Genomic DNA, 24,643 nt, shown 5'->3' with positions numbered 1-24,643 from the left:
TCGACCTCATCACGCTACTCAGATGCTGGAGATGTCGATGTCGACTTCTCGATGGCCACGCCCACCGCCGGCCTGCCGGCCGGTGAGGACCGCCAGGTTCTCCCGCATTATCGGGAGGTAGGGATGGCTGCTGTCCAGTGACATTTCGGATTCGCGCAACAGATCCTCGTCCAGCGCCCGGGCCGCCTCGGTCTCGCCGAGGGCCGCCAGGCTCGCGGCGTGGTTCACCCCGGCGGCCAGCGCGAACGGGTGGTGCTGGTAGAGCTCGTCGACCAGCGTGAGGTGGGCCTGCTCGGCCAGTGCGCGGGACTCCGCCAGCCGCCCGTCCGCGCGCAGGTAGATGGACAGATCCGAGCGGCAGATGTTCGTGAACGGATGCTCGGGGCCGTGGAGACGTTCGTACTCCCGCAGGCACGACTCGGCCTCGACGGACGCCCGGTGGTGCTCGCCCAGCGCGTGCAGATGGCCGGCACGGCTCAGCAGGCAGGCCAGGGTGCCCAGGTCGGACGCCCCGTAGATCTCGGTGTAGCGCTCGAGCGTCTCACCGGCGAGGCGGCTCGCCGCGTCCGGGCTGCCCCGCAGGCGCAGGACGACCGCGAGATGCTTGTTGCAGCGCAGGGTCAGGTGCGTCGTCGCCCCCTCGATGCCGGCGAGGTTGGTCGCGGYCTCCCGCAGCAACCGCTCCGCCTGCTCCAGCTCGCCCAGCTCCCGATGGCAGATCCCGGCCCGCGCCTGCAGCCACCAGAACTGCGAGGTGCCCTCGGCCCCCGCCAGGCGTAGCCGCGCCATGGTGTCCAGGCTCAGGTGGAGCGCCTCGCGGGCCCGCCCGTCCAGGAAGGTGGACAGCGCGAGGTTGCTCGCGGCCATGAGGGTGTCGAGGTGGTTGTCGCCGAGCCGGTCGYGGAAACCGACCAGGGTGCTGCTCTCCTCCGCGGCTGCCTCGGCGTACCGGCCGAGCTCCCGGATGTCGATGCCGTAACTCATCGCGGTGATCAATGTGTGGCGATGGAAAATGCCCAGGTGGCGGCGCTGGCGGGCGAGGGTGTCGGTGTTCAGGTCGTACGCCTCCTGGAACCGTCCCAGACCGCGGAGCACCATGGCCAGGTGGGCGGCCATCCGCAGGGTCAGCGGGTCGTCCGCTCCGAACAGGTCGCGCCATCTGCGCAACGCATCCTCGGCGATGCCGCGGCCCAACTCCAGCCGGCCGGACCGCCACATCACATACACCTGGGACACCAGCCACTGCCGAACCTTGGGTGCCGGGCTCTCCATCGCCTCGGAGGCCAGGATCTGACCCTCCAGCATCCGGTAGATCGGCCAGCCCGCGGCGGCCGAGGGCCGCGGAGCGGCCGCGGCGATGTCCGCGAAGATGCCGAGCACCGCCTCGCGGGCGGCGGTCCGCTCGGCGGGCTGCATCCGTTCGACGAGGAGCCGCTGCCAGCGCGCGGCGAGGCGGAACTGACCGTCGGGTACGGTGTCGACTTCGGCCAGCCGGGGCTTGCGGATCTCCGCCCACAGCTCGGGCAGCACGGTCGGGTCGGCGATCGCGTCGTCCCCCACCGCCTCGGCGAGATGGCGCAGCATCACCGGGGATTCCAGCAGGGCGAGCGGCACGCCCTGCGGGGCCAGGAAGGCACACAGTTCCAGCAGCCGGGCCGCCGCCCGCCGGGTCGCGCGGTCGCTGGTGCGCAGGGTCTCGAACGACACCGTCCAGGTTGCCTGCTCGGGTGCGACCCCGGCGAGCTGGGTGAGGTAGGCGTCGACGGCACGATCGTCAACCGGCACTCCCCGCCGGTCCTGGCGAAGCCGCCCGACCGCAGTGCGCAGGCCCGACGGCTGATGCCGTAGCCGCTCGGCGATCGTCGCCAGCCGGTCCTCACCGACCTCGGGCAGCCACCGGCGCAGGAACGCCCGGCTCTCGGCCGGGGTGAACGGGTCCACCCACAACGCGCCGGGTTCACTGTCCCAGGCCGGATCCGCCGAAGTCAGCAGGACATGGCCGTTGCCGGTCGGGACGGGCAACAGCCCGGCCAGCGTCCGCGGGTCGGCGGCGCCGTCGTAGACAAGCAGCCAGCGCGCCGAGGGGTCGCCTTGGCGCAGCGCGTCCAGGGCGACCCGTTCGAGCTGCTCGCTCGGGGAACGCTGCGCGTCCGGGACGTCGCTGCCGGGACGCAGCCGCTCGGCGAGGTCGCGCAGGCCCGCCCGGACCGAGGCGGCGTCACCCGCCGAGATCCAGTGCACGATGTCGTAGTCGGAGTCGAACCGGTGCGCGTACTCGGCCGCGATGGCGCTCTTCCCGACGCCGTCCGGGCCGAGCAGGGGACACAGCCCGCTCGGTCGGCCCCCCGGCAGCAGCCGGTCGCGCAGCTCGTCCAGCACCGCGTGCCGTCCGACGAACGGCTGGGCGAACCTGGCCGGCACCGACCAGAAGCGGGGCCGGCGGGCCGGGTACCGGGGTGCGACCACCCRCAGGTCGTCGAGTCGGGCCCGCGGAACGGGCAGCCCCAGCCCTTCGAGKACCACGACCCCCGCGTCCCGCTCGTTCCGCGCGGGCAGGGAGATGATCTCGGCTCCATGGTAGGCGGAGTCGAGCCGCATCGAACCCACCTCGACGACCACCACCCCCGCCCGCGAGCCGCGCTGGCGGATCCGGGTCTGGATCTGCTCGCGCACCAGGGACTCACCCGGGGTGTCCGGGCCCAGATGCGGTGATCCGATCACGATCAGTGACTCGACGGCGGGGAAGTCGGCGGGGGTCAGCGCCATCGGGGGCAGCGGTCGGATCCGCACCCCGGTGGCTCCCAGCACCGACACCAGCCAGTCCGCCCAGGGCCGGTCCTCGGGCGCCCCAAAGATCGCCACCGACCGCGGAGCGGGCGGTCCGTACTGCTCGAAGTCCCGCAGCACCCGCTCCCGATCCTGTGGCGGGACGGGGCGCGCATCGATCGGGGCGCCGGCAAGCTCTCCGGCGAGCATCCGGTAGGCGGCCTGGACGCCGAGCCGGCTGGCGGGATCCTCCTGGAAGGCCGCCAGGACCTCCTCGTAGGCGTAGACCGCCTTGTAGGGGATCTCCAGGCCGATCAGAAAGCTCCGCTGTGCCTCCGGGTCGGAACCGCACAGGTCGGCCAACACCGGGCGGAAGGCGTGGAACGCCGCGCGGCGGCGCAGTTCCTGCTTGCGCTGCTCGGTGTCCTCGACCCGCATCGGGACGGGCAGCACCCGGATGTCCCGCTTGCTGTTACGGATCTCGCGGGCCACCCCGGCGCCGCCGTCGATGGACTGGTTGTTCAGCGCGAATCCGATGACGACGGTGTCCGGCAGGAGCTGGGTGCAGACGCCGGCCGCGTCCGAGGTGCCGGTCCGGCTGTCGATGAGGACGTAGTCGTAGTCGGCGAACCGCATGCGCTCACGCAGCGCGGCGAAATACGCCCGGCCGTCGGCGTCCTCGAACAGCGTCGACCAGGGCACCGTGGCCACCAGCACCGCGCTCGTGGACGTCTGCCGGCCGGGACCGAGGAAGTCGATCCGTCCGACGCCCGGGAACCCGGGCCACTCGATGGTCTCGATGTTGTGCCGGAAGTCGCCGTGCAGGGCGATGATCTCGCGCACCGCGTCGGCGTCCGGCACGGAGGCCTGCTCCGCGGATGTCGACGGCGGCGCGTCCTGGAGCCGGTCGATCTCCCGGATGAAACCCTGGAGCATCTCGGTGRCGCCGTCACTCGAGTCCAGCTCCCTGTTCTGCAGAAACGGGCGGAAATACCGGTGCAGGCCGGGAGACTCCAGATCCCAGTCGACGGTGAGAACCCGCTTACCCGAGGCGGCGAGCAGCCAGGCGACGTTCGCCAGTGCCATCGTGCGCCCCGAACCGCCCTTGTAGGAGTAGAAGGTGATGATCTGCGCCGGCCTGCCGGCGCGCCCGCCCGGCGTGTCGTGACCCGCCGGTTCCGGTGGTTGCCTGGAAAGTTCCGGTGGTTGCTCGGAAAGTTCAGTCATCGTCATCGTCCAGTTCGGCGGCGCCGGCACGACGCAGGATGGGTCGACGGGTGTGCTCGGGATCGGCCATCCGCCATCGACGCTCCCGGCCACCGACTCGGGCCGGAGCCATGGCCGCCGAAGCCATGGCCGCCGGGGTTGGAGCCGCCGGGGTTGGAGCCGTGCGAACCGTCGAGGCCAGGGGGACCAGGGGAGCCGGCGGGATCAGCAGCGTCGCGGAGCTGCCGGCAGACCAGCGGGTGCCCCGGCCCCGACCGGCCGACACCCAGTCCGTCCGCCCCGACCGCTCGACGAACTCCACGTCACGCGTGGACAGTGCCGGCGGCTCGTCGCCGCGGGCACGCACGATCAGTTCACTGACCCGTTCGGTCAACTGCTGGTACCAGACCGAGGCGGAACCGGTCCGGATCAGCTGCAACGCGCCGCTCGCCGTGTAGCCCGCGCCGAAGTCGCCGACAAGCATCCCCGCCTCCGCGATCTGAGCCGGCACGGGTACCGATCGGATGGACCAGGGAACACCGACCAGCGCCGGAGAGCTCCGACCGGTGAAATGGTGGTGCCACCGCAGCCGTTCCCGGAACAGCGACCACTCCAGCAGGCACTGGTGGTCGGTGAAGTAGGCGTCCGAGTACAGCGCCACCATCACCGGCGCCAGGAGCGCATCGGGATTGGAGCGGCCCCCCGTCGCCGGCGAGGACTCCGCCGCGCCGGCCGCCTCGCCAGTGAACACCTCACGATAGCCGAGGCGCTCGTAAACCGCATTCTGTACATCTCCGAAGAAACGTTCGACATAGCTGCTGTCACCGCCGGCGAGCGCGTGATGGACCAGAAAGAACGGTGTCACAGGTCHCCCTCACGCCGTTTTTCGGCGCAGGGCCTCTGCCCTACCATCGCACCCGGGCCTCCCACGTCCACGGCAGCTCGCACAGGTCGGACCACATTCTTCACCGCGGGGATCCGGGTACGGCGGGACGGTCGCGGCGCGCTGCCGCCGGGTGCCGGCCGTGGGGTGTTCGTGCAGCTCATCACGGCTCCGTGCAGCTCACGGCTGATGGTGGAACGGGGAACGGACGAGCTCCGTCACCTCGGCGTCCAACGGCGGCAGCTGGTCGCGAGCGACATCCATGACCCGGTAGGCCAGCAGACTTACATACTCCGCGAAGGCGGCGGGATGGCGCATCAAATCCAGGACCGGAAGGTTGTCATACTGACGACCAAGCTCCATATGCGCGATGTGGAGTTCACGGGCCGCCTCGGGTACCTCGGCGTCCCGCCGCAGCCAGGGCACGGGAATGATCCCGGACGGCGGGTTCCCGCCCGGCTTGGTCGCCCGGCGGATACGTTCCTGAAAAACGCCGAACTCCCGGCCGCACCAGTCGCTCTCAAAGTAGTCGTCACACCACAGCGCGACCAGCACCGGAGCCGTGCGCACCGCGTCGCGCAGCGAGGTCGGCCAGTGCTCCCCGCCGCCCAGCCGGTCGGCGTCGAAGAATCCCGTCGGCCGGATCCGGCGCCGGACCTTGCGGCGCAGCTCCAGCTCGAGCTCCCGATGGAAGATGGCCACGCGATCCCGGTCGTCGCGGTGCGCGTGGCTGGTGAAGAAGTAGTAGGTCGGGGTGCCCGACGGCCCGTGGCTGGGCGGGGGTGAGGAGGGCACTCCAGACAGCAGCGGTGGCCAGGAGGGAAGCTGGTAGGCGGGCACCGGTGATGACATGCCGGGCAGCGCCGAGCCCGCGCCGCTCCAGTGGGATTGCAGCTCGGTCACCAAGCGCCGGAAGTCCACGACGGACCGGTCGTCGCGCGGCGCGACCAGGTCGAGGGCCTGCAGCAAGGCGTCGAGCATGCCGGGATCGGGCTGGCCGACCGCCTCGCTGACCAGCGTGGTCAGGCGGACCGCGACGACCGGGGAGGTCAGCGCGATCGTGCGACCGAGGATCCGTGTCAGCTCGTCGAACCAGTGGTCGAAACCGGCCAGGTCAGCGATGTACTCCACCCGCATCAGGGCCGCGACGAGCTCGTCGACCTCCCGGGGGGGCCAGCCGTGCTTGTTGATCACAGGAATCGATGGTGCCCGCGCCGCGTTGCGCCCTACCGGGTCACGTACCTCGCCTGCGACCATGACGGCGGCCCCGGCCCCGGCTGCGGCCCCGGACGCGGCCCCGGACGCGGCCCCGGCGGGGGTTCCGGAACCACGCATCGCCTGGGCCCGGGACGACTGGTCACCGCCGGCGGCGTCCCGGACGGCCGGCGTCGGCCGCGACGCCGCCATCTCCAGCAGGCGCCGACACAGTTCCGGCGACACGACCGCCTCGCGGATCAGGTACCCGGCGATCTCCGCGAGCAGGGCGGGCCGGTGTCCGACCAACTCCCCCAGCTGGGCGGCGGTGGCCGGGTCGACCATCGGCGCCGCGCTGGTGAGCAGCATGACCGACTCGCGACGACGCAATGGCCCGATGGGCATCGTCCGGTCCCGCCAGGCGCCCACGGCGCGGTCGGCGATGATGATCACATGCGCCTCGCCGTCGGGCAGGAACTCCGCCACCTCGTCCGGACTGCCCACACCCGCGAAGATGACCAACCATCCCGCGGTGGACTCCGGCCCGGCGTCGGCCGCGCCCGGAGGGGGGCCGGGAAGTTCGGTGCGGGCCCGCTCGTAGAGCTCGCYGATCTGCCCGGGGACGGCGGCGGTCGTCGAGCAGTCCACCCACCACGAGACGTCGTAGCGCAGCTTGAACCGATGCTGGTACTCGCCGGCGAGCTCGGTCTCCCCGATGTCGGACTGGTCCCCCTCCGGCACCAGCACCACCCGCCGATGCCGGGTCAGGCCGTCCCAGATGCGTTCCAGCTCGTCGTCGCGACCGGCGAACAGCTCGTTCTCCCGGCGGCTGCGCCACACCGGGGGCGCATCGCCGGGCCGACGACCGGGCCGGGCGTAGGCGTTCATCGCCGGGCTCCCGCCCGTATCCCCGCCAGCAGTCCGTCGACCGCGGTCGGCTCGAACCGGCTCAGATCCAGCTTCGGCAGCGTCCGCAGCGGCTCGGGTAACGGTTCGCGGTCGATGACCGCCCGGATGACCTGATTCTCGAGCGGTCCCGCCAGCCCCAGCCGCTCCCACGCCTCGATCTCGGTCTCGCCGGGGTTCTCCGGGCGGGGCGGCCGGTAGTGCCGCGACAGCAGGGCCACGGTGACATCCGGCCGGCGCGCGGCGATGCGGTCAACCGTCTCGGCCAGCCGCTCACCTCTACTCTGCGCCCATCTGACCTGCACGACCCGGTGGGAGCCGCGGCGCAGCAGGTATTCGAGCCAGTCCGCCCACTCCTGGTCGGCGCCGACGTAGCTGATGGCGACCAGACGGGAGACCTCCGCCAGCGGCGTCTGCGGCGACGGTACGTCAGACGCCACCGGCGGCGTGGTTCGGCGGGAGGTGGTAGTCGGCGTGGGCACGGGGGGTGCCGTCCCGATCGAAGCCGCGCGCCGCGCCTCGTCGCCGTCGCCGTGGGTCCGGAAACCGGCTCTCCCGTTCCCGTTCACGTTCCCGTTCCCGTTCACGGACCCGGCCAGCGGAAGGAAGGGGGGCATCGCTTCCGACGGGTCCCCGGACGAGCCGGGGTGGGAGCCGAAGGCCGCGGCGGCGCGGCGCACCGCGAGGTCGGGCACCGGGTCCAGGGTGATCTGCTGGGCCGCGACGATCCGCGCCGCGAGCATGCGGACGAACCAGTAGTACCCGCCCGCCCCGAGCAGCATCTTGCGCATCATCCAGAGCAGGCCGCGCTGGCGATAGGTGTCGGGGAGTCCCGCGCTCGCGTCCGCGAGATCCCTCGTCGCGACCGCCGGGACGGGATCCTGCGTCGGACGCCACAGCACCCGGAGGAAACCGTCCTCCAGTCTGGTCGCACCGGCCTTGCTGAAATTTTCGATGCGCGAGTGGAAGACCTCCCACTCGCGCCCGCACCAGGCGTCCCTGAAAAAGGGATCGGAACAGAGCGCCACCATCACGCGGGTTCCGCCGGCGCCGGCGGCCAGGGCCAGGTCGGCGTCCATGCCGGGACGCGGACGGGTGTCCAGGATTCCGCCCACCGCGGAGCCGACCTGAACCCGCAGCTCGTACTCGAGATCGGCGTGAAAGCGCTGCACCCAGCGCCGATCCTCATCTGCCGCATAGGAGATGAAGAAGTAGTTCTTCATCGGGTACCCTCAAAAGCCAGCACCATGCGCCCCCGAACCTACCGTCACCCGGCGGACGGTGGCATCAGACGCTATCAGCCGACCGGCGGCATGGCGATGGCCACCCGCCCGGTTTCCTCAATGATCGTTCAACAACGATCGTTCAACACGGACGTGGCGGGTAGGCCGGTCCATCGAGCACGTCCCACGTTCCACGTCCCACGTTCTGTGGACGTCCACCGCCGGCCACCGGATGCCCCGGGCGGACCTCTCTGCTTTCCGTCAGATTTCCGTCAGCGCGTTTTCCCGGCGGCCTCCCTCAGCGCACTTCCCAGTGCTCGGGTTCGAGCCGAAGCCAACGATCAATCTCCGCTCGCCACCAGATCCGGGTCCCGCCCCAGGTGGCGGTGCGATTTACCACCGCGGCCGGGCTCGGCGCGGCCGGATCGATCCGGAGCCGATGGTCGACCGCCTGGCGGGTCAGACCCAGCGCCCGAGCGATGTCACCGGACCCGACAAGCAACGGTAGTCGATCCACGGTTGCCGACGTTAGCCAATTCGGGCCGGCCGATGCCGCCGGTGGCCGCGCTCCGTCCCCGGCCACGATCCTGGAGACTGCGCAACGATGCCGACACCAATCGGTCGGTGACCATTCCTCCCCAGTAGGCTACCGGTCGTCGGACACCCGTCGCCGCTCGCGACCAGCAGGACCGGCCGAGACCGGTCGGGACAGTCTCCTGGATGCACGCACCAGCGACACGCTCATGTGCTTGGGTAGTCACGTATCGCGAACATCGCACCGGCCGGGGCCGCCGGGCCGGAGAACGTCGTGGGATCGGAGAACCGTGGGCATTGACGTCGTCAAGGGTGGAAGCGTCGCGCTCACCGGAGCCACCGACGGCCTGACGCACATCACCGTCGGCCTCGGCTGGGATCCGAATGCTCCCGGATCGGAGGAGTTCGACCTGGACGCGAGCGCCATTGCCCTGCAGGCGGACGGGCGAGCTCCCAACCGCAGCTATTTCATCTACTACAACAACCTCAGTAGTCCGCGCGGCGAGATCGTGCACCGCGGTGACAACCTCACCGGTGAGGGTGCGGGCGACGACGAACAGATCGAGGTGCGTCTCGACCTGCTGTCCAGTGCAATAACGCGCATCGTCTTCCMGGTCAGCATCCATAACGCCGACTATCGACACCAGAGTTTCGGCGACGTGACCGACGCCTATATCCGGGTCGTCAACGCGTCGACCGATGACGAGCTGGTGCGGTACGACCTCACCACCGCCGCCGCGCGGGACACCTCGATGTTGTTCGGTGAGCTCTACCGGGATCAGGACGGCTGGCGCTTCCGGGCGCTCGGCCAGGGTGGGGTCAGCGGCCTGGCTGCGATCGCCCGCAGCTACGGCCTGGACGTCTGACGCGGCCTGGGCACCTCACGTGACCTGGGCACCTCACGTGACCTGGGCACCTGACGCGGCTTGAACGTCTGACACCGCCGGGCGCCGACAGGGGAATGGCGGGCGGCGCGGCCGCTGTCCCCGGCGCCGTGGGTGTACCGGGACGGACCGAACCGGCCTGGAAGATCAGCGTGGGATGGACGTGTGCTTGAACTCGTTCAACTCGGGCCAACCGGTCACCAGGTCGACGATGCGCTCCACCGCACGGATGGAACCCGCCGGGTCGGCACCGAGCGGCGCACGGTTCATCAGCCGGACGAACACGGCCTGATCACCGGCGATCCAGGTCGGCACGCCCCAGACGGTATGCGAGGCGACGTACTGCTCGTGCTCGGCGCGGACCTTGTCGAGAGCGCCATCGTCAACCCGGGCAAGCACCTCGTCGGCGGGCAGCCCCACCCCCGCGAGCGTCTCCTGGATGACCGCCCGGTCCTCYAGGTGACGGCCCTCGTCGTGACGCGCCGCGAACAGCGCCCGGTGGGCGGAGGGGAACAGATCCGGGTATTCGTCGCGGACGACGACGCCGGCCTGCAGGGCGAGGATCCCGGAGTCCTGCTCGGGCTTCTCCCAGACGGTGGGTTGCCCCTCCTCCACGTGCGCCTGCCCCAGCGAGAACGGGAGAAAGGTGACGTTCCAGTCGGCACCGGCCGCGAGACCAGTCAAAACGTGTTCATGTGCGTTGCGGGCGAACGGGCAACGGTAATCCCAGGTGATCGCGAAGGTGACAGAAGTCATGTCGCGGACAACACCGGGGCCGGTCCCGGTGTTCCAGCCAGCCCCGGTGTTCCAGCCAGCCCCGGCAGCCTGCTCAGCGGCAGCCTGCTCAGCGGGCACCGCGGCGCCGGCCTGATACCCGAGGCGGCGGAGGCTGCCGCGGCATCGGGTGGGGCGCCCGGCCGGGTGGATCGATCCCGGCCGGGTCCAGGCCCCGCCGCGCGGCGATCAGGCCACGCAGGTAGACCACGGTCGCGATGATCACGGTGATGTCGTCGATCAGGCCGATCGGCCCCAGCGGAATCTCCGGGACGGCGTCCACCGGGGAGATGACGTAGGCGAGGCCCGCCAGGGTCGCCACGAGGCCCCGCAACGGCAGCCGGTACTTCCGGACGGCGACCAGCGCGGCCACGGCCAGCGCCAGGACGATCATGACGAGAGCCCCGAGGGCGACGAGCAGCCCGATTCCGACGCTGTCACTCATCGCTGCCCACCACTCATCGCTGCCCGCTGTCGTTCATCGCTGTCCACTCCCGCAAGATCGGCTGGATCCGTCGGCTCATCGTGTCGTCCTCGAGGGATCGTCACCGATCCCTCGCGATGATCCTCGATCAGGATGCCCACCCGGCGCCATCTCGAACACCGGAACAGCATTTTCATCTGGCGGACACGCCGGTGGCCGCGCCGGTAGGCTTCGCCTTGTGTCCCGGACGGATTCCCCGGTTTCGCCCGGGCGGCTGCTGGCCGTCAGTGACGTGCATGTCGCCTACCCCGAGAACCGGCGGATGGTGGAGGACATCGCACCCGGATCATCCGACGACTGGCTGATCCTCGCCGGTGACGTCGCCGAGACGATCGCCGATATCGAGACGACGCTCAAGCAGCTCAGCGGGCGTTTCGCGAAGGTTGTCTGGGTGCCGGGGAATCACGAGCTGTGGACTCCCAAGCAGGACCCGGTGCAGCTGCGCGGCGAACAACGCTACCGGCATCTCGTGGAGATCGCCCGCGGGCTGGGCGTCGTCACCCCGGAGGACCCTTATCCGGTCTGGGAGGGCGCGGGCGGCCCCGTTGTCGTCGCGCCGTTGTTCGTGCTCTACGACTACACCTTTCGGCCCGCCGAAACGGCGACGAAGGAGGAGGCGCTGGCCCTGGCCCGGGAAAGCGGGATCGTATGCACCGACGAATGGGTGCTGCACCCGGACCCGTATCCCACCATCGACGCCTGGTGCCGGGCCCGGGTCGCGCAGACCCGGGCGCGCCTCGGCGACATCGATCCGACAATRCCAACGGTGCTCGTCAACCACTGGCCACTCGTCCGTCAGCCCACCGCGGTACTGCGGTACCCCACATTCGCGCTGTGGTGCGGCACCACGAGCACGGCCGACTGGCACACGCGGTTCCGGGCCAGCGCTGTCGTCTACGGTCATCTGCACATTCCCCGCACCACCTGGTACGACGACGTCCGCTTTGAGGAGGTCTCGATGGGCTACCCTCGGGAACGCGCGGCGTGGGGCACRCCATGGTCCGGGCTACGGCAGATCCTGCCCTTCCCCGCACCGCCGGCCCGCCGGGACTGAGCGCGATGCCAGGATCGAGTTCCACGCCGGGATCGAGATTGGCGCCGGGGGCAGGCTCGGCGCCGCCGGGGGCGCCGGCTTCGACGTCAGGGACGGCTACCGGAGTAACGGGTACCGGAGTAAAGAGGGTGGATCCGCGCCTGCTCGCGAGCCTGCTGCCCGCCGCGGCCGTCGCCGTCGAGGCGTTTGAGGACGATCCCTCGGCTGTGCTATTCCCCGAGGAGGCTGCGCTGCTGAGCCGCGCGGTCGACAAGAGGCGCCGCGAGTTCACCACCGCCCGGGTATGCGCGCATCGCGCGCTGGAGGGGCTCGGACTTCCGGCGGCGCCGATCCTGCCCGGTTCCCGCGGCGCACCCGGCTGGCCGGACGGAGTGGTGGGAAGCATCACCCACTGCGCCGGCTACCGGGCGGCCGCGGTGGCCCGGGCGGCGGAGGTCCACACCATCGGCATCGACGCCGAGCCGAACGAGCCCACACCCGGCGGGGTGCTGAAGGAGATCACCGTTCCCGCCGAGGCGGGCTGGCTCGCGGCCCTCACCCGCACCCGCCCGGCCGTCTGCTGGGACCGGCTGCTGTTCAGCGCCAAGGAGTCTGTCTACAAGGCGTGGTACCCGTTGGCGGAACGTTGGCTCGGCTTCGGGGACGCCGCCCTCGTGATCCACCCGGGCACCGCACCTATGGGCCCGCCGGCACCGAGCCCGGCCGCCCGGGGCACCTTCACCGCGAAACTCCTGGTGGCGGGACCACGGCTGGCCGGCGGTGAGCTGACCGGCTTCGGCGGTCGTTGGCTCTCGGCCCGCGGCCTGCTGGTCACCGCGATCACCGTGCCGCACCTGGACGGCATCCCCATGACGACGGCATCCCCCCAGACGCATCCTGCCTATCCAGAGGGATAAATCGGACACGAAAGGCTCTGGAAAGACAAGGAACCGAATCCTGGTCAACGGCCGCCGCACGGACCCACCGGACGCGACGCTAGGCAGGGTCGTCCACGTCCACGACGATCTCCCCGCCCAGCACGAAGCCTCCGGACAGACGCAGGTCGTCACCGCTCCAGAACGGAAACGGCGTGCCCAGACCTCCACCGCCGCACGCAGGTCGTGCAACTGCACGCCGCGCTGATGCGTGCCCGCCCAGACGTCCGGCAACGATTTCCCAGCTCGGCGTGCCACATCAGCGGCGGAAGATCGTCAACGACCACCGCCATGCCGACATGGTTCACCGGGCTGTTGGTCGTCGTCTGGATCGCCCGGTCCGCCGCCGTGCGGCCGCGGAACAGCCACAGGTCGCCGGTCCGCCTCAGTTCCAGGGCATCGGCCAGGCTGATCCGCGAATCAGGCATGCCGGTAGCATGCCGCAGCCGACGCCCCGCAAGCCGACGCTGATGGTTCGACTCCCACCTGACCGGGCTGGGGCTCGGGCTGGAGGCGAGCCGGGTCCGGTCGGAGCGTTCACGGCCCGTTCTGGAGGTCACGGACGGTGCAGCGGAGACCCGGAACGCGGTCGAGTTTCCGGTTGGCCGTGACAAGGTCGGCGTTCAGGGTTTCCGCGAGCGCGATGTAGGCGGCATCGTAGGGCCACATGTTGTGGCGTAGTTCCCAGATCCGGGGGAGGAGCGGGGCGTGGCCATAGCGTCGCAGGTTCATGCGACCAAGCAGTTCCAGGGCACGTGATGCTTCGCCCTCGGGCAGCTTCCCACCGCGGGCGAGGCCGCGCAGCGTCGAGGCGCATTCCAGGTCGACCGCGTGCGGCGCGGCGATCCGCTCCCGGGTGGCCAGGGCACGGACCACGTCGGCGACGTCATCCGTGCCGACCAGAAACTCCACCAGCACGGAGGTGTCCAGGACGATCATCCACKGTCCGCGCGCATCCGCGCTATCGCGTCCACGACGTCGGTCGCGGTCACCGTGCCGCKGGAGGCGATCGATCGGGCCTGGTCCGCRGCTTCCTCGGCCGTGAGCGTCGCCGCCTCGCCCTCCAGCAGCTGCAGCACATACTGCTGCAATGACCGGCCCGCGCGCGCGGCACGGACCTTGAGGATGGTGAGGGTCTCCTCCGGCACCTCGCGGACATGAATCGTCGCCATGCAAGCATTTTAGTCCCACCGCAAGCGCCATGCCATCAGCGCAGCGGGACGGTGTTGAGCGCCCGGTGCAGGCTGCCGAACTGCTTGTGATGTTCGTCAAACGGCACCGCGACGGTCTGGATCCCGAACCGCGACAGCACCGGTTCGGTCCAGGGCGCACTCGCCGTGGATACCAGGGCGGCCGGCTCCGACCGGAGGACCGATTCCGGCGGCGCGAAGGCCGGTAGGAAGAACACCCCCGCGGCGAAGGCCGCGACCATGTCCGGTGCCAGCGGACAGACGGCGAGATTGATCGTTCGCAGGGCGTCGACCAGCGTCGTCTCCCGGCCGGCGACRCCGTCGCGTTCCACCACCGCCGGGGCGTGCAGCCGATCGGCGGCGACGAGGGCGATCCCCGGGCCGAGGCCGAGCCAGGAGTTCAGATGGGGCTGGCCGTCACGCCGCAGCTCGTCGCGGACCCGCACCACGTGACCGAAGCTGGCCAGCAGATGCGGACGCAACAGCCCCCAGACCGCCGGGCTGGTCCGCCAACCGGTGCCGAGGACGGCCACATCGCCGCAGCTCACCAGATCCCCGCCTTCCAGGAACAGCGGCTCCGGGACGCGGACCTCGGCCGATCGGCCCCGCAACCCGCGCAGCACGGCAGCCATGACGACCGTCTCGCGGGCCCGGTCCCGGCGCCGCAACCGGCCGACCGCGACCGCTTCACCGAGATCGACATAATGATCACGAGGAAACATCAACCCGGCCAGGGGACGCAGAGCGTAGCTCTCGTCCGCCTGGTCGGGGCCGATCACGCCGCGGGCGGCGCCGGGGTCGAGCAGCAGCCGCGGCTGGCGCAGCACCACCGGCACCAGCGCCGGCGCCGACCAGTCGTGGAGCGCCTCGCGGGCGGCGGCCATTCGCAGGTCGTCCTCAGCGCTGACCGCGCGGACGGCGAGCTCGATCAGGACCTCCCGGGGCAGCGCCGCGAGGATCTCGGACGGGGCACAGGGACGGGCCCCGAGGTCGGCGAGCGCCGCTCGCACCGCGRCGGACTCGGYCGCGGCCYGGACCGGGTCGTAGGACGGACGGGGTGCCAGGAACACCGACGTCTCGGCCGGCTGCACCACCGTCGGATTCTGGATGAGAACCGTCGACCCGGTCATCCGGTAACCCCGGTCATCCGGTGACCAGGTCGCGACCGCGCCGGCCCGGCACCCCCGACACCGGCACCCCCGACACCGGCACCCCCGACACCATCACCCCCGCCGCGACGGCGGCACCCGCCACGGCGCGCCCTCGGCCCCCATCGGCCAACGAGGAGAAAGGCACGGAAAAGCGGAACACGGCCGCGGGGAGAGCGTGGAAGCAGCAGCCGTAGACAGATCGACGGCGATGTCCGTACTCACCCGCCGGACGCCGACCCACAGGCCAAGAATCATCTATCCGATTTCTCGCTGGCGCGTTCCACCTCGGCATTATGCGACCAGGACGCGGAGCCCGGGATAGCGCGGGTACGCGACGTGCCGATCGGGCAGGCGTTTACGTGTTCATAATCAGGGTGAGCGACGGCGGCAACGGAATTAGATCCGCATGACAGCCGCGCCGAACGGAGCCCCTGCCGCCGCCACGCGCACCAGCCCGGCGGCGCGTGCCGCCGTGGCCTCGGCATCCATCGGGGTCGGGCCGACCGCCAACACCTCGCCGATGCGGTCGCCCGACGAGCGCAGCGGCGGGATGGACGTGCCCGGGGTGACCGCCAGCGCCACCCGCCGCACCCCGGGCACCGCCCGCGCGACCTCGACGCCGTCGACCGCGTCGACCCGACCGGGTGAGGCACTCAGGAAGCGGATCGCCGCAGCGGCGCTCGCCACCGCGGCCGGCGCGGGCCGCCCCCCGGAAAGAATCTCCAGGTAGTCCGCGGCCAGCGAGGTTCCGTAGGCCAAGTCGATGAGTTCGACCAGACTGTCACCGGGGATCCGCCCGGCGCACTCGATGAGCACCGGGTCGTCCGGGCAGCGGGCGGTCAGCATCCATTCGGCGTGCAGGATGCCGTCCCCGAAGCCGATCGCCGCGATGAGACGCGTCAACGCGCGGCTCAGCACGGCGGTCCTGGCCGCGGGTCCGGGGGCCGGCACGACGTGCCCGGTCTCGACCGGGTGCCGCCCGGGCAGCACCCGCTTCGCCGTCACGTTGACGAAGCTCGGCACGCCGTCGCGCACCAGCGCCTCCACGCTGAACTCCGCGCCGACCATCCGGCTCTCCACCAGGTAGCGCCAGTGCAACGGGCGGTTGGGAAGCGCGCCGTCGTCGAGGGCGGCGACCGTCGCCGACCAGATGGCCGCCAGGTCGAGCGGCCCGTCCTCCACCGCGTCGAGGATCTGCACGCCGAGACTGCCGTGCCGGTTGGCGGGTTTGAGCACCACCGGGCTCTCCACCCCGAAGGCCGCGAGGTCATCCGGGCCGAAGACCTCCCGCCAGCGCGGGGTCGCGATGCCCGCCGCCGTCGCCGCCCGGCGCAGTTCGATCTTGTCCGACAGGCATCGGGCGGCCCCGACTCCCGCGCCCGGCAGGCCCAGTGCGGCCGCGGCCAAGGCCGCGGCGGGGACGCTGTACTCCAGGGCCGGGACGACGGCGGTGAAGGGTCCCCCGGTGGCCGCCGCTGCGAGCACGACGGGGAGGAAGTCCTCGCTCTGGTGGTAGGCCGCCGGGAGCAGGGCCGCCACGCAGGGCAGCTTCTCGACAGCCGGCCGCACTCGCCGCCGGTCGATCAGATCCGGGTCCTCGACGAGGGTGACACTGCCCGGCKGCAGCGCCGAACCCAGCTGGTTGAGCAACGCCTGCCCGAATCCGATCACCAGGACACGCACGGGACGGTCTCCTCTCTTGGCATCCTCCCGCCCTCAAGGACGGAGCCTGCGCGCTACGTTTCCCGGTCACGTCGTCAGGCCTCGACCAGACCGCGGCCGCGGAACCCGGCGGCCGGCTGCCTCCACACGATCCTCGACGTCGAAGGGAAGGACATAGAAGGGAAGGACATCGGGGGAAAGAACGGACGCCGCATCGGCCGGTGACTCCGCGGGCGCGCCCGGTACCACTGCGGAGCCCCGGAGGAATGTGACATAAAAAGGAACCGCGACTTTGACCACGGCCACTCTGAACAATAATGGAAAAAATATCGTATAAATTTCTGAGATTTTCGGTAGGTCCGCCCCGGATCACTCATCCGGGGTTCGATCCGATAGCCCGGTGAAATTCGGAGTGGAACATTCGCCGTCCACCATTGAGATCCGTCAGGAGACGTTCCATCAGCATCACTCGGACGATGCTAACAGCCRCACACGACGGACGAGGCGGCAACCACGGAGCACCGGAAATGGTTACCCCTACTTAACATAGCGATCATGCGGCGGAGGGCGCCGTCGGGAGACCGGCCCACCAGGCTCGGGGCCGGTCGACTCCCCGGATCGGGACGCGCGGACTCCCGGCCCCCGCGGACTCCGGAAGACCGGAAGCAGCAGCACGACGTCACGAATCGTTACGAATCGCCATGAGTCGTCACGTGTCATCACGCGACGAACTCGCCGACCAACCAGACGAGCACCATCGCGACGCCGGCGGCGAGCTCCACGACCACACCGACCCCGAAGGCGACGATCGCGGCCCAGGTCGTGCGGCCCGCCGCTCGCGCATCCCCCAACCGCACCAGCTCGGCCAGGTAGATCCCGACCACTCCACCGATCAGGAGCCCGACGACCGGCACTACAAAGAAGCCGATGATCGCGCACACCGCGCCGATGGCCAGGCTGGGCCACGGCACCCCCCGACCGGCCGTAGCCCGAGCCGGCAGGACGTACTTGGTGAGCGCCCCGATCACGAACAGCGCGGTCATGAGCGCCAGCACGATCCAGCGACCGACTCCCCCACCGTCCGCGATCACCCACCACAGACCCGCGCCCCAGACCAGGACGAGGCCCGGCAGTACCGGGAGGACGACGCCGACCAGGCCGACGGCCATCACCAGAGCGACAACTAGCAGCCCACCGGTACTTATGGCGCGACCTCCTTCACCGGCATCTCCCGATCTCCCGCGACGGTAGTGTTGCTCCCCACCGCCGCGGCAGCACTGTTCCCCGCCATATTGTTCTCCGCCATGCGTCGACCCACCTCGGCGAAGGCGGTGCGCAACTCGGCGGGGGCGAGCACCACGACCCCGTCCGCCAGGACACACAGTTGGCTGAGCGCCACCTGGAGCCCCTCCGTCGCGAGCTCCACCTCCCGCCAGCCGTCGGCGTCAGTCGGGCCCGCCGCACGGCCTGCAGATGCAGGAGCAACGCGGTGAGYCGGCTCGATCGCACGTCTGGGAAGCCTAGCCGTGAACCAGGACAGCAGATGGCAGAGTTTTCATGTCACGATGGCGCGGTGACGACATCCTGGCGCGACTTCGAGGCCGCGCAACCCGCCCTCGCCAAGACCGCGCGCACCCGGTTCGCGGCATTCCGCCATCACATCCTGGCTACCGTGCGTGCCGACGGCTCCCCGCGCACGAGCGGAATCGAGACGAACTTCCGGTTCGGGGAGCTGTGGCTCGGGAGCATGCCGGATGCGCGCAAGTCCCGGGACCTGCGTCGCGACCCCCGCTTCGCCCTGGCCGCCAATCCCGGGCCGGGCCAGGACCTGGCCGGCGGCGACATCCGCGTCTCCGGGCGGGCCCGGTGGATCAACGATGAGGAGGTCCTGGCCTCCTTCGCCACCGAGGTCGGCCCGCCGACGCCGTTCGACCTCTTCCGCGTCGAGCTCACCGAGGTGGTCCGCACGAGCGTCGACGAGCCGGCCGGGGAGATCGTGCTGGAAAGCTGGCGACCGGGCTATCGAGGGGTGCGGGTGCAGCGCCGTGGCAACGGGCCGGTGCGCGAAACCTGGGCCGAGGAGTAGACCATCACGAGCCGCGGGACGGCGTCAACATCGTTGACTATCATGATGCCATCGACGATGAGACCAACGATCCCAAGGCGCCCCGGTCCGACGACGAGAGCCCAGGCTCCGAGGACACCCGGGAGGGTGACGCCGGCACGCACGATCCCGGCACCGACGATGACGAGCCAGAAGGCATCGGAACCGCCGACGCGGACACCGGTAGGCGGCGAGGTCGGCGGGTCGGTTCCCGGCGGACCCCACGGGGCACGCTGTCCCGGGAGGTGCTGCTGGCGGCAGCGATGGAGGTCGTGGACACGCACGGCGCGGGCGCGTTCAGCATGCGKGCCCTCGGCGCGTTCCTCGACGTGGATCCCACGGCGATGTACCGACATTTCGCGACGAAGAACGCGCTGCTCGACGCGCTGACGGACACGGTGATCCGCGGGGTGGAGGAGCTGCCGGAGACCGACGACCCCCGCCGGGACATCCGGGAAAACTTCCGTCAGCTCCGACGCTCCCTGCTGGCGCATCCGACCCTGGCGCCGCTGGTGCTGCGCCGCCCGCCCGGGGTGGGCGCCTACTGGGAGCGGGCTGATCACGCGGTCGCCCAGCTTCACCGCGCAGGCATGGATCCGGCCGACGCCGCCAACGTCTACCAGACGCTGCTCTTCTACACCCTCGGCCACACCCTCAGCGAGGCCCGCCAGCTCGCCCGGGCCGTGGAACGGGAGGGGGCCGGCGCCCGCGGCGGCCCGGTCGCGGCGGTACGCCCGCCGGCCGAACACCACCCGGATCTCTCCGATGCGGCACCCCATCTACGGGAGGAGAACGAGGCCCAGTTCCTCGCGGGCCTCGACCTCATCCTGCGCGATCTCCCCCGTTGACATCCTCTTCGCCCGAAGGGCGGAGATTCCCGCCGTCACGCGGGCGCTCACCGGCGGGGGCCGACCGGCGCGGGGCCGGGCTGTCATGCGCTGAGCTGGAGGCGTGGCCCGGCGAACGTCGCCATGATCTCATCAAAGGTTGCCTCCGGCCGGTAGCCGGCACCCGGCGCTTTTTCACCTCGCCGCCGGAGCGCGTCAAACTGCAAGGTCCACAGTTCGCTCTCCGTCGCCGGAAGCGCGACGACGACCGCATCGTCCTCGTCGTCCATCTGCCCGGTCAGCCAGGAGATCTGGTCCGACGGCAGCGCACAGACATACACCACCTCGCCCGCGGCGTTCGCCCGCACGGCGCGCAGTTGTTCCGCCTGACTGTCCATGCCCAAGGCCGCGCCCAGACGCTCGGCGACCAGCTGCCGTTCCCAGGCGTCGGCATCCTGCGCGATCCGGACGATGACACCGCGCACCTCCAGCTCAAGGTGGATCCGGAGGTTGACGTCGGGGTCCCCGTCGAAGTACCAGGCGATYAGGTCCGGCAACGCGGCACGCATCTCCTCGGCGGTCGTCTCGGCGGCCACCAGACCAGGACACTGCGGCGACCAGGCCGACCAGCAGGGGCCGTCCCGGCGAACCAGCACCGATACCACCTTAGACACTATCGATCACCTCCAAACGCCTCCTCGACCGTCAGCCCCACCTGCTTGACCAGTATCTGCCGGACGACCCCCGGCCCGATGGTGATCCGGTCATGAAAAGCAAGACGAAGTCGTGGACGTCCGTCCGCCTCCAGCCATCGGTGAGCTGAATCGTCCTGTTTTGTCACTCGATATCCCAATCGTCCAGACACTCGCAGAAGCTGACGTGCCTTCAACGAGGGAAACCCCCCGGTCACGGAGAGCCGGCGGCCAGGAATGAAACCAGAAGAATCGCACGGATGGTCGYGCGGGCGGATGACTTCATCTCGATACTCCACGTCGTGGTCAAGGACGGGACGTCTCCATGGTAGCCGAGAAGAGAAGCAGGACAATAAACTCGGGAAAATGGTGAATGATATACCCTCGCTACCCACCTGACATCAAGTTCCGTGGACTCATCGCAGCAGGACGAATGTCGCATTCATATCGCTACATCCGGCAAGCCGGCCGGAGTTCCTGAGTACAGCCAGTGTGGCGGGTGGCTCGGGATGCGGCGTAGCGGGCACCGGACGCTTCCGGCCAGGTGCGTCGTTTCAGGTGCGTCGTTTCAGGTGCGTCGTTTCAGGTGCGTCGCTCCGGCCGTCCGTAGATGTCACAGCGAGGAGCGGGCCGCTACGTGCCGCGAGCGGCGGCCGACTCGAACGATCGCGAACGTCGACGACCGGCCAGCCCACTCCGCCGGACCGCACCACCTGCCACCATCACCCCGAACCGGGAAGATCATATCTAGTAATACACGGATTTCCGCTCGGCAATCGCCCACCTCGGCTGCACCACCACACAGGGGCGGGCCTCTTCCGGAAGGCTTTCCCAGGGAGGATCCGTTATTCCGAAAATCCGAGGCACGAGAACCGACCGTTCTGGAACCGACCGTTCTGGAACCGAGCGGCCTGGAACCGAGTGCACCGAGCCGCCCTGGCGTGCTCCCCCGCGCAGGTTAGCTGCCCACCCGCCTTGCTACGGTACAACCGTGCCCGCCGCCGCCCCGCTCGCTGCGCCGGCGCATCCCGGGCCTTCCCCAGGTTTGGCGTGGTGGGCCAGGACGGCATAACCCGCGCGAGTGCGGGAAAGGCCTGCGGACAGCGGTGACTTGCCCGTACGGAACGGCCCGGACGTGCGGAACGGCCCGGAGGACCATCAGGACCGCAGGGCCACGAGAGCCAGACCACGAGAACGACGAGGATCGGAACGGCACATGAGGATGCTCGACGGGYGGTCGATGGCCGCCGAGATCGGCAGGTACGTGGTCGACGAGGCCGAGAGGCTGGCTGCGGCGGGAGTCACGCCGACCCTGGCGGTGGTCCTGCCGACCGCGGATCCGGCCGCGTATTCCTATGCCGAGATCATCGAACGGACCGCGGGCAAGGTCGGCGTGCGCTGTGTGCTGCATGAGCCGAAGGGCGAGCCGGCGGCGATCCTCGACACGATCGACACCGTCGCCGCCGATCCGACCGTGCACGGGATCATCGTCCAGACGCCGCTGCCAGGCGGGCTGACCTCCCGCGAGGTCGGCGAGCACATTCCGACGGCCAAGGACGTCGACGGGATGAACCCGAGCAGTCTCGGCCGGCTCGCGCTGGGTCTGCCGAGCTTCGCGCCGGCCACCGCCGCCGCGGTGGTGGAGATCCTCACCCGGGCCCGCATCCCGATGTCCGGCGCCCGGGTATGCGTGATCGGCCGCGGCCCAGTGGTCGGCAAGCCGGTCTCGCTGCTGTTGCTCGCCGAGGACGCGACCGTGACGATCTGTCACTCCCGGACCAAGGGACTGGTGAGCATCGCCCACGAGGCCGACATCATCGTGTCCGCCACCGGCCATCCCCGCCTCGTCGGCGCCGGCTTCGTCCGCCCGGGTGCGGCCGTCATCGACGTCGGCACCGTCGTGACCGAGACCGGGCAGGTCGGTGACGTGGACGCCGCGGCCGTCTCGTCCCTGGCGGGCGCCCTCACCCCGGTGCCGGGCGGCGTGGGACCGGTCACCACGATGCTCCTGCTGCGCAACACGATCCGGGCGGCGCGCGCCGCCTGATCGGCACACCGGCCACCTGGCATCAGCGGGGCCCGCCACCTCAGCGGAGCCCGCAGCGGCCTCAGACGGAGCTGTAGACCGGCCCGGCGAGCCGTACCCGGTTACGACCATCGGCCTTGGCCCGGTAGAGCGCGGAGTCCGCACGGGCGATGAGGCCGGCGAGGTCGCCGCGGGGGCCGTGATGTGTCGCGACTCCCACGGACACGGTCACCGACAGGGGAGGCCGGCCCTCCAGCCGGCAGTGGGTTCCGGCGACTTGGCGGCGGATCCGTTCCGCGACATCGGCCGCGTTCTCCAGCTCAACCTCGGTGAGCAGCACCACGAACTCCTCGCCCCCGAACCGTCCGACGAGATCCCGGGGGCGGGTCGCCGCCCGCAGCGCGTCCGCCACCGCGATCAGAATGACGTCCCCGATGAGATGACCAAACCTGTCATTGACCCGCTTGAAGTGGTCGATGTCGACCAGGAGCACCGACAGTGGACGCCCCACCTGGCAGGCCCGGTTGATCTCGCGTTCCGCGACCTGGCGCCAGTACGCCGGGTTGGCCAGCCGGGTCTTCGCGTCGGACCGCGCGGCATGCAGGAGCTCGGCGTGCAACAGGCTGCGTTGYAGCAGCAGGACGGGGGGTGTGATCGCCAGCATGAGCAACGGGTTCGCCGCCCACAGCACCGCGACCACGATCGACGAGCAGATCTCGGCGGCCTGCGCGGGCACGAGGTCGCGGCACGCATGCCGGAGCGGGGTCCGGGCGGGGATGACAGGTGACGGGACGACCCCGGTCCGGTCCGGCCGGTCCGGCCAGCCCGGCCGGGCTGGACCGGCCGCCACACCGGAGCACGAATCGAGGCTCTCCCGACCATCGGACGTCGCCATCCCCATCACGGTCAGCCTCATCCCCATCACGGTCAGCCTCATCCCCATCACGGTCAGCCTCGCCACAACCGGGTAAACCGCAACCGCGGCGAGGAAGGCCAGCACCGCGACGCCGGACCCGACGAGGTTGTCGACGGTGAACGGCCCTCGATCGGGGCTAAGCAGCAGATGGACGCTGGAGGCACAGAAGCCCGCGATGCCCAACGCCGCGGCGTGGAACACGCGCAGATGCGGCGGCTGTACTGGATCACGACGGCCGGCGAGCCAGCACAGCGGCAGGCTGACAACCGCCGGGTAGAACGGCGGCAGCAGGACCGCCGCCGCCAGCGTCCAGGTGGACAGCAGGTCATGACGTCGGGCCCCGGGAACGGTCAGATCCTCACCCAGCCGTCCGGACGCCACCACGGCCAGCGCCCCGAGAACAACGAAGGTGGCGAAGGCCGCGAGGTCGGTCCATCGCGGACGCAGACCCGCCGCCGCGAACCCGGCCATGCTCAGCCAGCAGAAGACTACGATTAACCCCCGCCGCATCAACCCCCCGGGCGCGCGCCACAGCATCCAGCCKTGGCCGAGCAGGCGCAGCACGGCCAGGCGAGGGCCGGCCAGGCGAGGGCCCAACGGCGGAGGGCCGATCATCCAGGGGCCGACGGGTTCGGCGCTCGCGGGTGGGGCGGACGCTTCGCCTCGTGCCGCCCCGCGACCGGTCCGGGCAGTCGTGCCCGCTCCCCGCGTGGTCACCCCGCGGACTCGCCGCCAGCCACGCCGAAGGGTGCCCACCAGAACGGAACCCGCGCCCCGCGCCAGTCGTATGCGTAACGGCATTGGTGGATGGCCTTCCTCGTTCTTGTCCACGGCCGTACCCGGCCGGAACCGCCCGGTGAATCCAACCTGGTCGCTGCTACTTACGGTGAATCTTCGAGAACGAAGAGTACGAAGGCGCTTCGCCAATTCGCAACCGTCCGAATGCCGGTTCTTAGCCGTTCGCGGCGTCGCCGAGCCGTGTTTTCTCCCCGGCACGCGCGCGATAGTTGCCCAGGAAATGGCACCTGACCTGCGACGACGAATGCCGGGCCGAAGGAGGCGTCACGACGGGCCGCCCGGTCGCGTCGGCTGCGGGACACCGCCGAGAGACCACATCCGACACGCCCGGGAAACGGCACGTCCGCCGCCCGGAGACCAAGGACGGCCGAGGGAGGGACCGCCGAGGGACCAGCTCGATGCCCGCCGTCCGCTCCTGACACCTGGCGGCGGCGTAGGGACCGACGCGTCGGTAA

21 protein-coding genes and 1 pseudogene are annotated in these 24,643 nt (G+C 70.5%); 6 read left to right on the top strand and 16 right to left on the bottom strand.

The features are described 5' to 3' along the window. Positions 1-18: 18 nt before the first annotated feature. The 5 genes from fxsT to CcI156_RS03370 all read right to left on the bottom strand — a co-directional run bounded on the left by fxsT (position 19) and on the right by CcI156_RS03370 (position 8,680). The gene (fxsT, locus tag CcI156_RS03390; protein WP_254847248.1) at positions 19-3,993 is read right to left on the bottom strand and encodes an FxSxx-COOH system tetratricopeptide repeat protein; all 3,975 of its coding nucleotides are present in this window, start codon (positions 3,991-3,993) and stop codon (positions 19-21) included. Continuing rightward, the gene (locus CcI156_RS03385; RefSeq protein ID WP_011435951.1) at positions 3,986-4,837 is read right to left on the bottom strand and encodes a hypothetical protein; all 852 of its coding nucleotides are present in this window, start codon (positions 4,835-4,837) and stop codon (positions 3,986-3,988) included. The genes fxsT and CcI156_RS03385 overlap by 8 nt, the downstream gene beginning before the upstream one ends. A 198-nt stretch (positions 4,838-5,035) precedes the next feature. Then, positions 5,036-6,937: a toll/interleukin-1 receptor domain-containing protein gene (locus CcI156_RS03380; protein ID WP_076804254.1), complete on the bottom strand. Its 1,902-nt coding sequence runs from the start codon at positions 6,935-6,937 to the stop codon at positions 5,036-5,038. Then, positions 6,934-8,178 carry a toll/interleukin-1 receptor domain-containing protein gene (locus CcI156_RS03375; RefSeq protein ID WP_011435949.1) on the bottom strand — a complete coding sequence of 415 codons (1,245 nt, stop codon included), beginning with the start codon at positions 8,176-8,178 and terminating at the stop codon, positions 6,934-6,936. The genes CcI156_RS03380 and CcI156_RS03375 overlap by 4 nt, the downstream gene beginning before the upstream one ends. Before the next feature lie 298 nt (positions 8,179-8,476). Further along, the gene (locus CcI156_RS03370; protein ID WP_369807828.1) at positions 8,477-8,680 is read right to left on the bottom strand and encodes a hypothetical protein; all 204 of its coding nucleotides are present in this window, start codon (positions 8,678-8,680) and stop codon (positions 8,477-8,479) included. A gap of 322 nt (positions 8,681-9,002) precedes the next feature. Between CcI156_RS03370 and CcI156_RS03365 the strand changes: the two genes are divergently transcribed. Further along, the gene (locus CcI156_RS03365) at positions 9,003-9,578 is read left to right on the top strand and encodes a TerD family protein (RefSeq protein ID WP_076804253.1); all 576 of its coding nucleotides are present in this window, start codon (positions 9,003-9,005) and stop codon (positions 9,576-9,578) included. Between the two features lie 165 nt (positions 9,579-9,743). Here CcI156_RS03365 and CcI156_RS03360 read toward each other — a convergent pair whose 3' ends face one another. After that, positions 9,744-10,352, bottom strand: a complete 609-nt coding sequence (locus tag CcI156_RS03360) for a DsbA family protein (protein ID WP_011435946.1) — start codon at positions 10,350-10,352, stop codon at positions 9,744-9,746. Positions 10,353-10,440: 88 nt separating this feature from the next. Continuing rightward, complete coding sequence (locus tag CcI156_RS03355; RefSeq protein ID WP_011435945.1) at positions 10,441-10,815, bottom strand: YkvA family protein; 375 nt, start codon at positions 10,813-10,815, stop codon at positions 10,441-10,443. A 217-nt stretch (positions 10,816-11,032) separates the two neighbouring features. On the opposite strand from CcI156_RS03355, the gene CcI156_RS03350 reads away from it, so the two are divergent. Together CcI156_RS03350 and CcI156_RS03345 are read left to right on the top strand one after the other, a co-directional pair. Further along, positions 11,033-11,908, top strand: coding sequence for a metallophosphoesterase (locus CcI156_RS03350; protein ID WP_076804252.1), 876 nt, complete (start codon positions 11,033-11,035; stop codon positions 11,906-11,908). Between the two features lie 140 nt (positions 11,909-12,048). Further along, complete coding sequence (locus tag CcI156_RS03345) at positions 12,049-12,804, top strand: 4'-phosphopantetheinyl transferase (RefSeq protein WP_049761059.1); 756 nt, start codon at positions 12,049-12,051, stop codon at positions 12,802-12,804. Positions 12,805-12,969: 165 nt separating this feature from the next. On the opposite strand, the pseudogene CcI156_RS03340 reads toward CcI156_RS03345, so the two are convergent. From CcI156_RS03340 to CcI156_RS23820, 7 genes and pseudogenes are all read right to left on the bottom strand, one after another. Then, positions 12,970-13,250, bottom strand: a pseudogene (locus tag CcI156_RS03340) (hypothetical protein); the annotation flags it as partial. Between the two features lie 109 nt (positions 13,251-13,359). Continuing rightward, positions 13,360-13,761, bottom strand: a complete 402-nt coding sequence (locus CcI156_RS03335) for a type II toxin-antitoxin system VapC family toxin (RefSeq protein ID WP_023840493.1) — start codon at positions 13,759-13,761, stop codon at positions 13,360-13,362. After that, positions 13,758-13,994, bottom strand: a complete 237-nt coding sequence (locus tag CcI156_RS03330; protein WP_076804251.1) for a hypothetical protein — start codon at positions 13,992-13,994, stop codon at positions 13,758-13,760. The genes CcI156_RS03335 and CcI156_RS03330 overlap by 4 nt, the downstream gene beginning before the upstream one ends. 35 nt (positions 13,995-14,029) lie before the next feature. After that, positions 14,030-15,142 (bottom strand): arginine deiminase family protein, encoded by a 1,113-nt coding sequence (locus tag CcI156_RS03325; protein ID WP_076804250.1) that lies wholly within the window; start codon positions 15,140-15,142, stop codon positions 14,030-14,032. Between the two features lie 417 nt (positions 15,143-15,559). Beyond that, positions 15,560-16,846, bottom strand: a complete 1,287-nt coding sequence (locus CcI156_RS03320) for an ATP-grasp domain-containing protein (protein WP_076804249.1) — start codon at positions 16,844-16,846, stop codon at positions 15,560-15,562. 698 nt (positions 16,847-17,544) lie between these two features. Next, positions 17,545-17,994: a DUF456 domain-containing protein gene (locus CcI156_RS03315; RefSeq protein WP_023840495.1), complete on the bottom strand. Its 450-nt coding sequence runs from the start codon at positions 17,992-17,994 to the stop codon at positions 17,545-17,547. 32 nt (positions 17,995-18,026) lie between these two features. Then, the gene (locus tag CcI156_RS23820; protein ID WP_254847251.1) at positions 18,027-18,329 is read right to left on the bottom strand and encodes a WYL domain-containing protein; all 303 of its coding nucleotides are present in this window, start codon (positions 18,327-18,329) and stop codon (positions 18,027-18,029) included. 39 nt (positions 18,330-18,368) lie between these two features. Between CcI156_RS23820 and CcI156_RS03305 the strand changes: the two genes are divergently transcribed. Then, the gene (locus CcI156_RS03305) at positions 18,369-18,911 is read left to right on the top strand and encodes a pyridoxamine 5'-phosphate oxidase family protein (RefSeq protein ID WP_011435935.1); all 543 of its coding nucleotides are present in this window, start codon (positions 18,369-18,371) and stop codon (positions 18,909-18,911) included. A gap of 263 nt (positions 18,912-19,174) precedes the next feature. Further along, positions 19,175-19,777: a TetR/AcrR family transcriptional regulator gene (locus tag CcI156_RS03295; RefSeq protein ID WP_011435934.1), complete on the top strand. Its 603-nt coding sequence runs from the start codon at positions 19,175-19,177 to the stop codon at positions 19,775-19,777. An 83-nt stretch (positions 19,778-19,860) separates the two neighbouring features. Here CcI156_RS03295 and CcI156_RS03290 read toward each other — a convergent pair whose 3' ends face one another. Next, positions 19,861-20,430, bottom strand: coding sequence for a hypothetical protein (locus CcI156_RS03290; RefSeq protein ID WP_023840499.1), 570 nt, complete (start codon positions 20,428-20,430; stop codon positions 19,861-19,863). 1,234 nt (positions 20,431-21,664) lie between these two features. On the opposite strand from CcI156_RS03290, the gene CcI156_RS03280 reads away from it, so the two are divergent. Continuing rightward, positions 21,665-22,495, top strand: a complete 831-nt coding sequence (locus tag CcI156_RS03280) for a bifunctional 5,10-methylenetetrahydrofolate dehydrogenase/5,10-methenyltetrahydrofolate cyclohydrolase (protein WP_076804248.1) — start codon at positions 21,665-21,667, stop codon at positions 22,493-22,495. Between the two features lie 61 nt (positions 22,496-22,556). Here the strand turns inward: CcI156_RS03280 and CcI156_RS03275 are convergent, their stop codons facing one another. Further along, a complete protein-coding gene (locus CcI156_RS03275) occupies positions 22,557-23,927 on the bottom strand; it encodes a GGDEF domain-containing protein (protein ID WP_035941319.1) in 1,371 nt (456 codons plus the stop codon). Between the last annotated feature and the right edge of the window lie 716 nt (positions 23,928-24,643).

Origin of the sequence: Frankia sp. CcI156 (genome assembly GCF_001983015.1) — a bacterium.
GTDB classification, from domain to species: domain Bacteria; phylum Actinomycetota; class Actinomycetes; order Frankiales; family Frankiaceae; genus Frankia; species Frankia casuarinae.
Note: the sequence above shows the minus strand (reverse complement) of the source record. Positions and strands in the feature narration are given on the sequence as shown.

Excerpts from the sequence above, each read along its gene's own strand:
- CcI156_RS03355 (WP_011435945.1), bottom strand. The coding sequence starts at position 10,815 with ATGAGTGACAGCGTCGGAATCGGGCTGCTCGTCGCCCTCGGGGCTCTC.
- CcI156_RS03335 (WP_023840493.1), bottom strand. The coding sequence starts at position 13,761 with ATGATCGTCCTGGACACCTCCGTGCTGGTGGAGTTTCTGGTCGGCACG.
- CcI156_RS03315 (WP_023840495.1), bottom strand. The coding sequence starts at position 17,994 with ATGGCCGTCGGCCTGGTCGGCGTCGTCCTCCCGGTACTGCCGGGCCTC.
- CcI156_RS03375 (WP_011435949.1), bottom strand. The coding sequence starts at position 8,178 with ATGAAGAACTACTTCTTCATCTCCTATGCGGCAGATGAGGATCGGCGC.
- CcI156_RS03305 (WP_011435935.1), top strand. The coding sequence starts at position 18,369 with ATGGCAGAGTTTTCATGTCACGATGGCGCGGTGACGACATCCTGGCGC.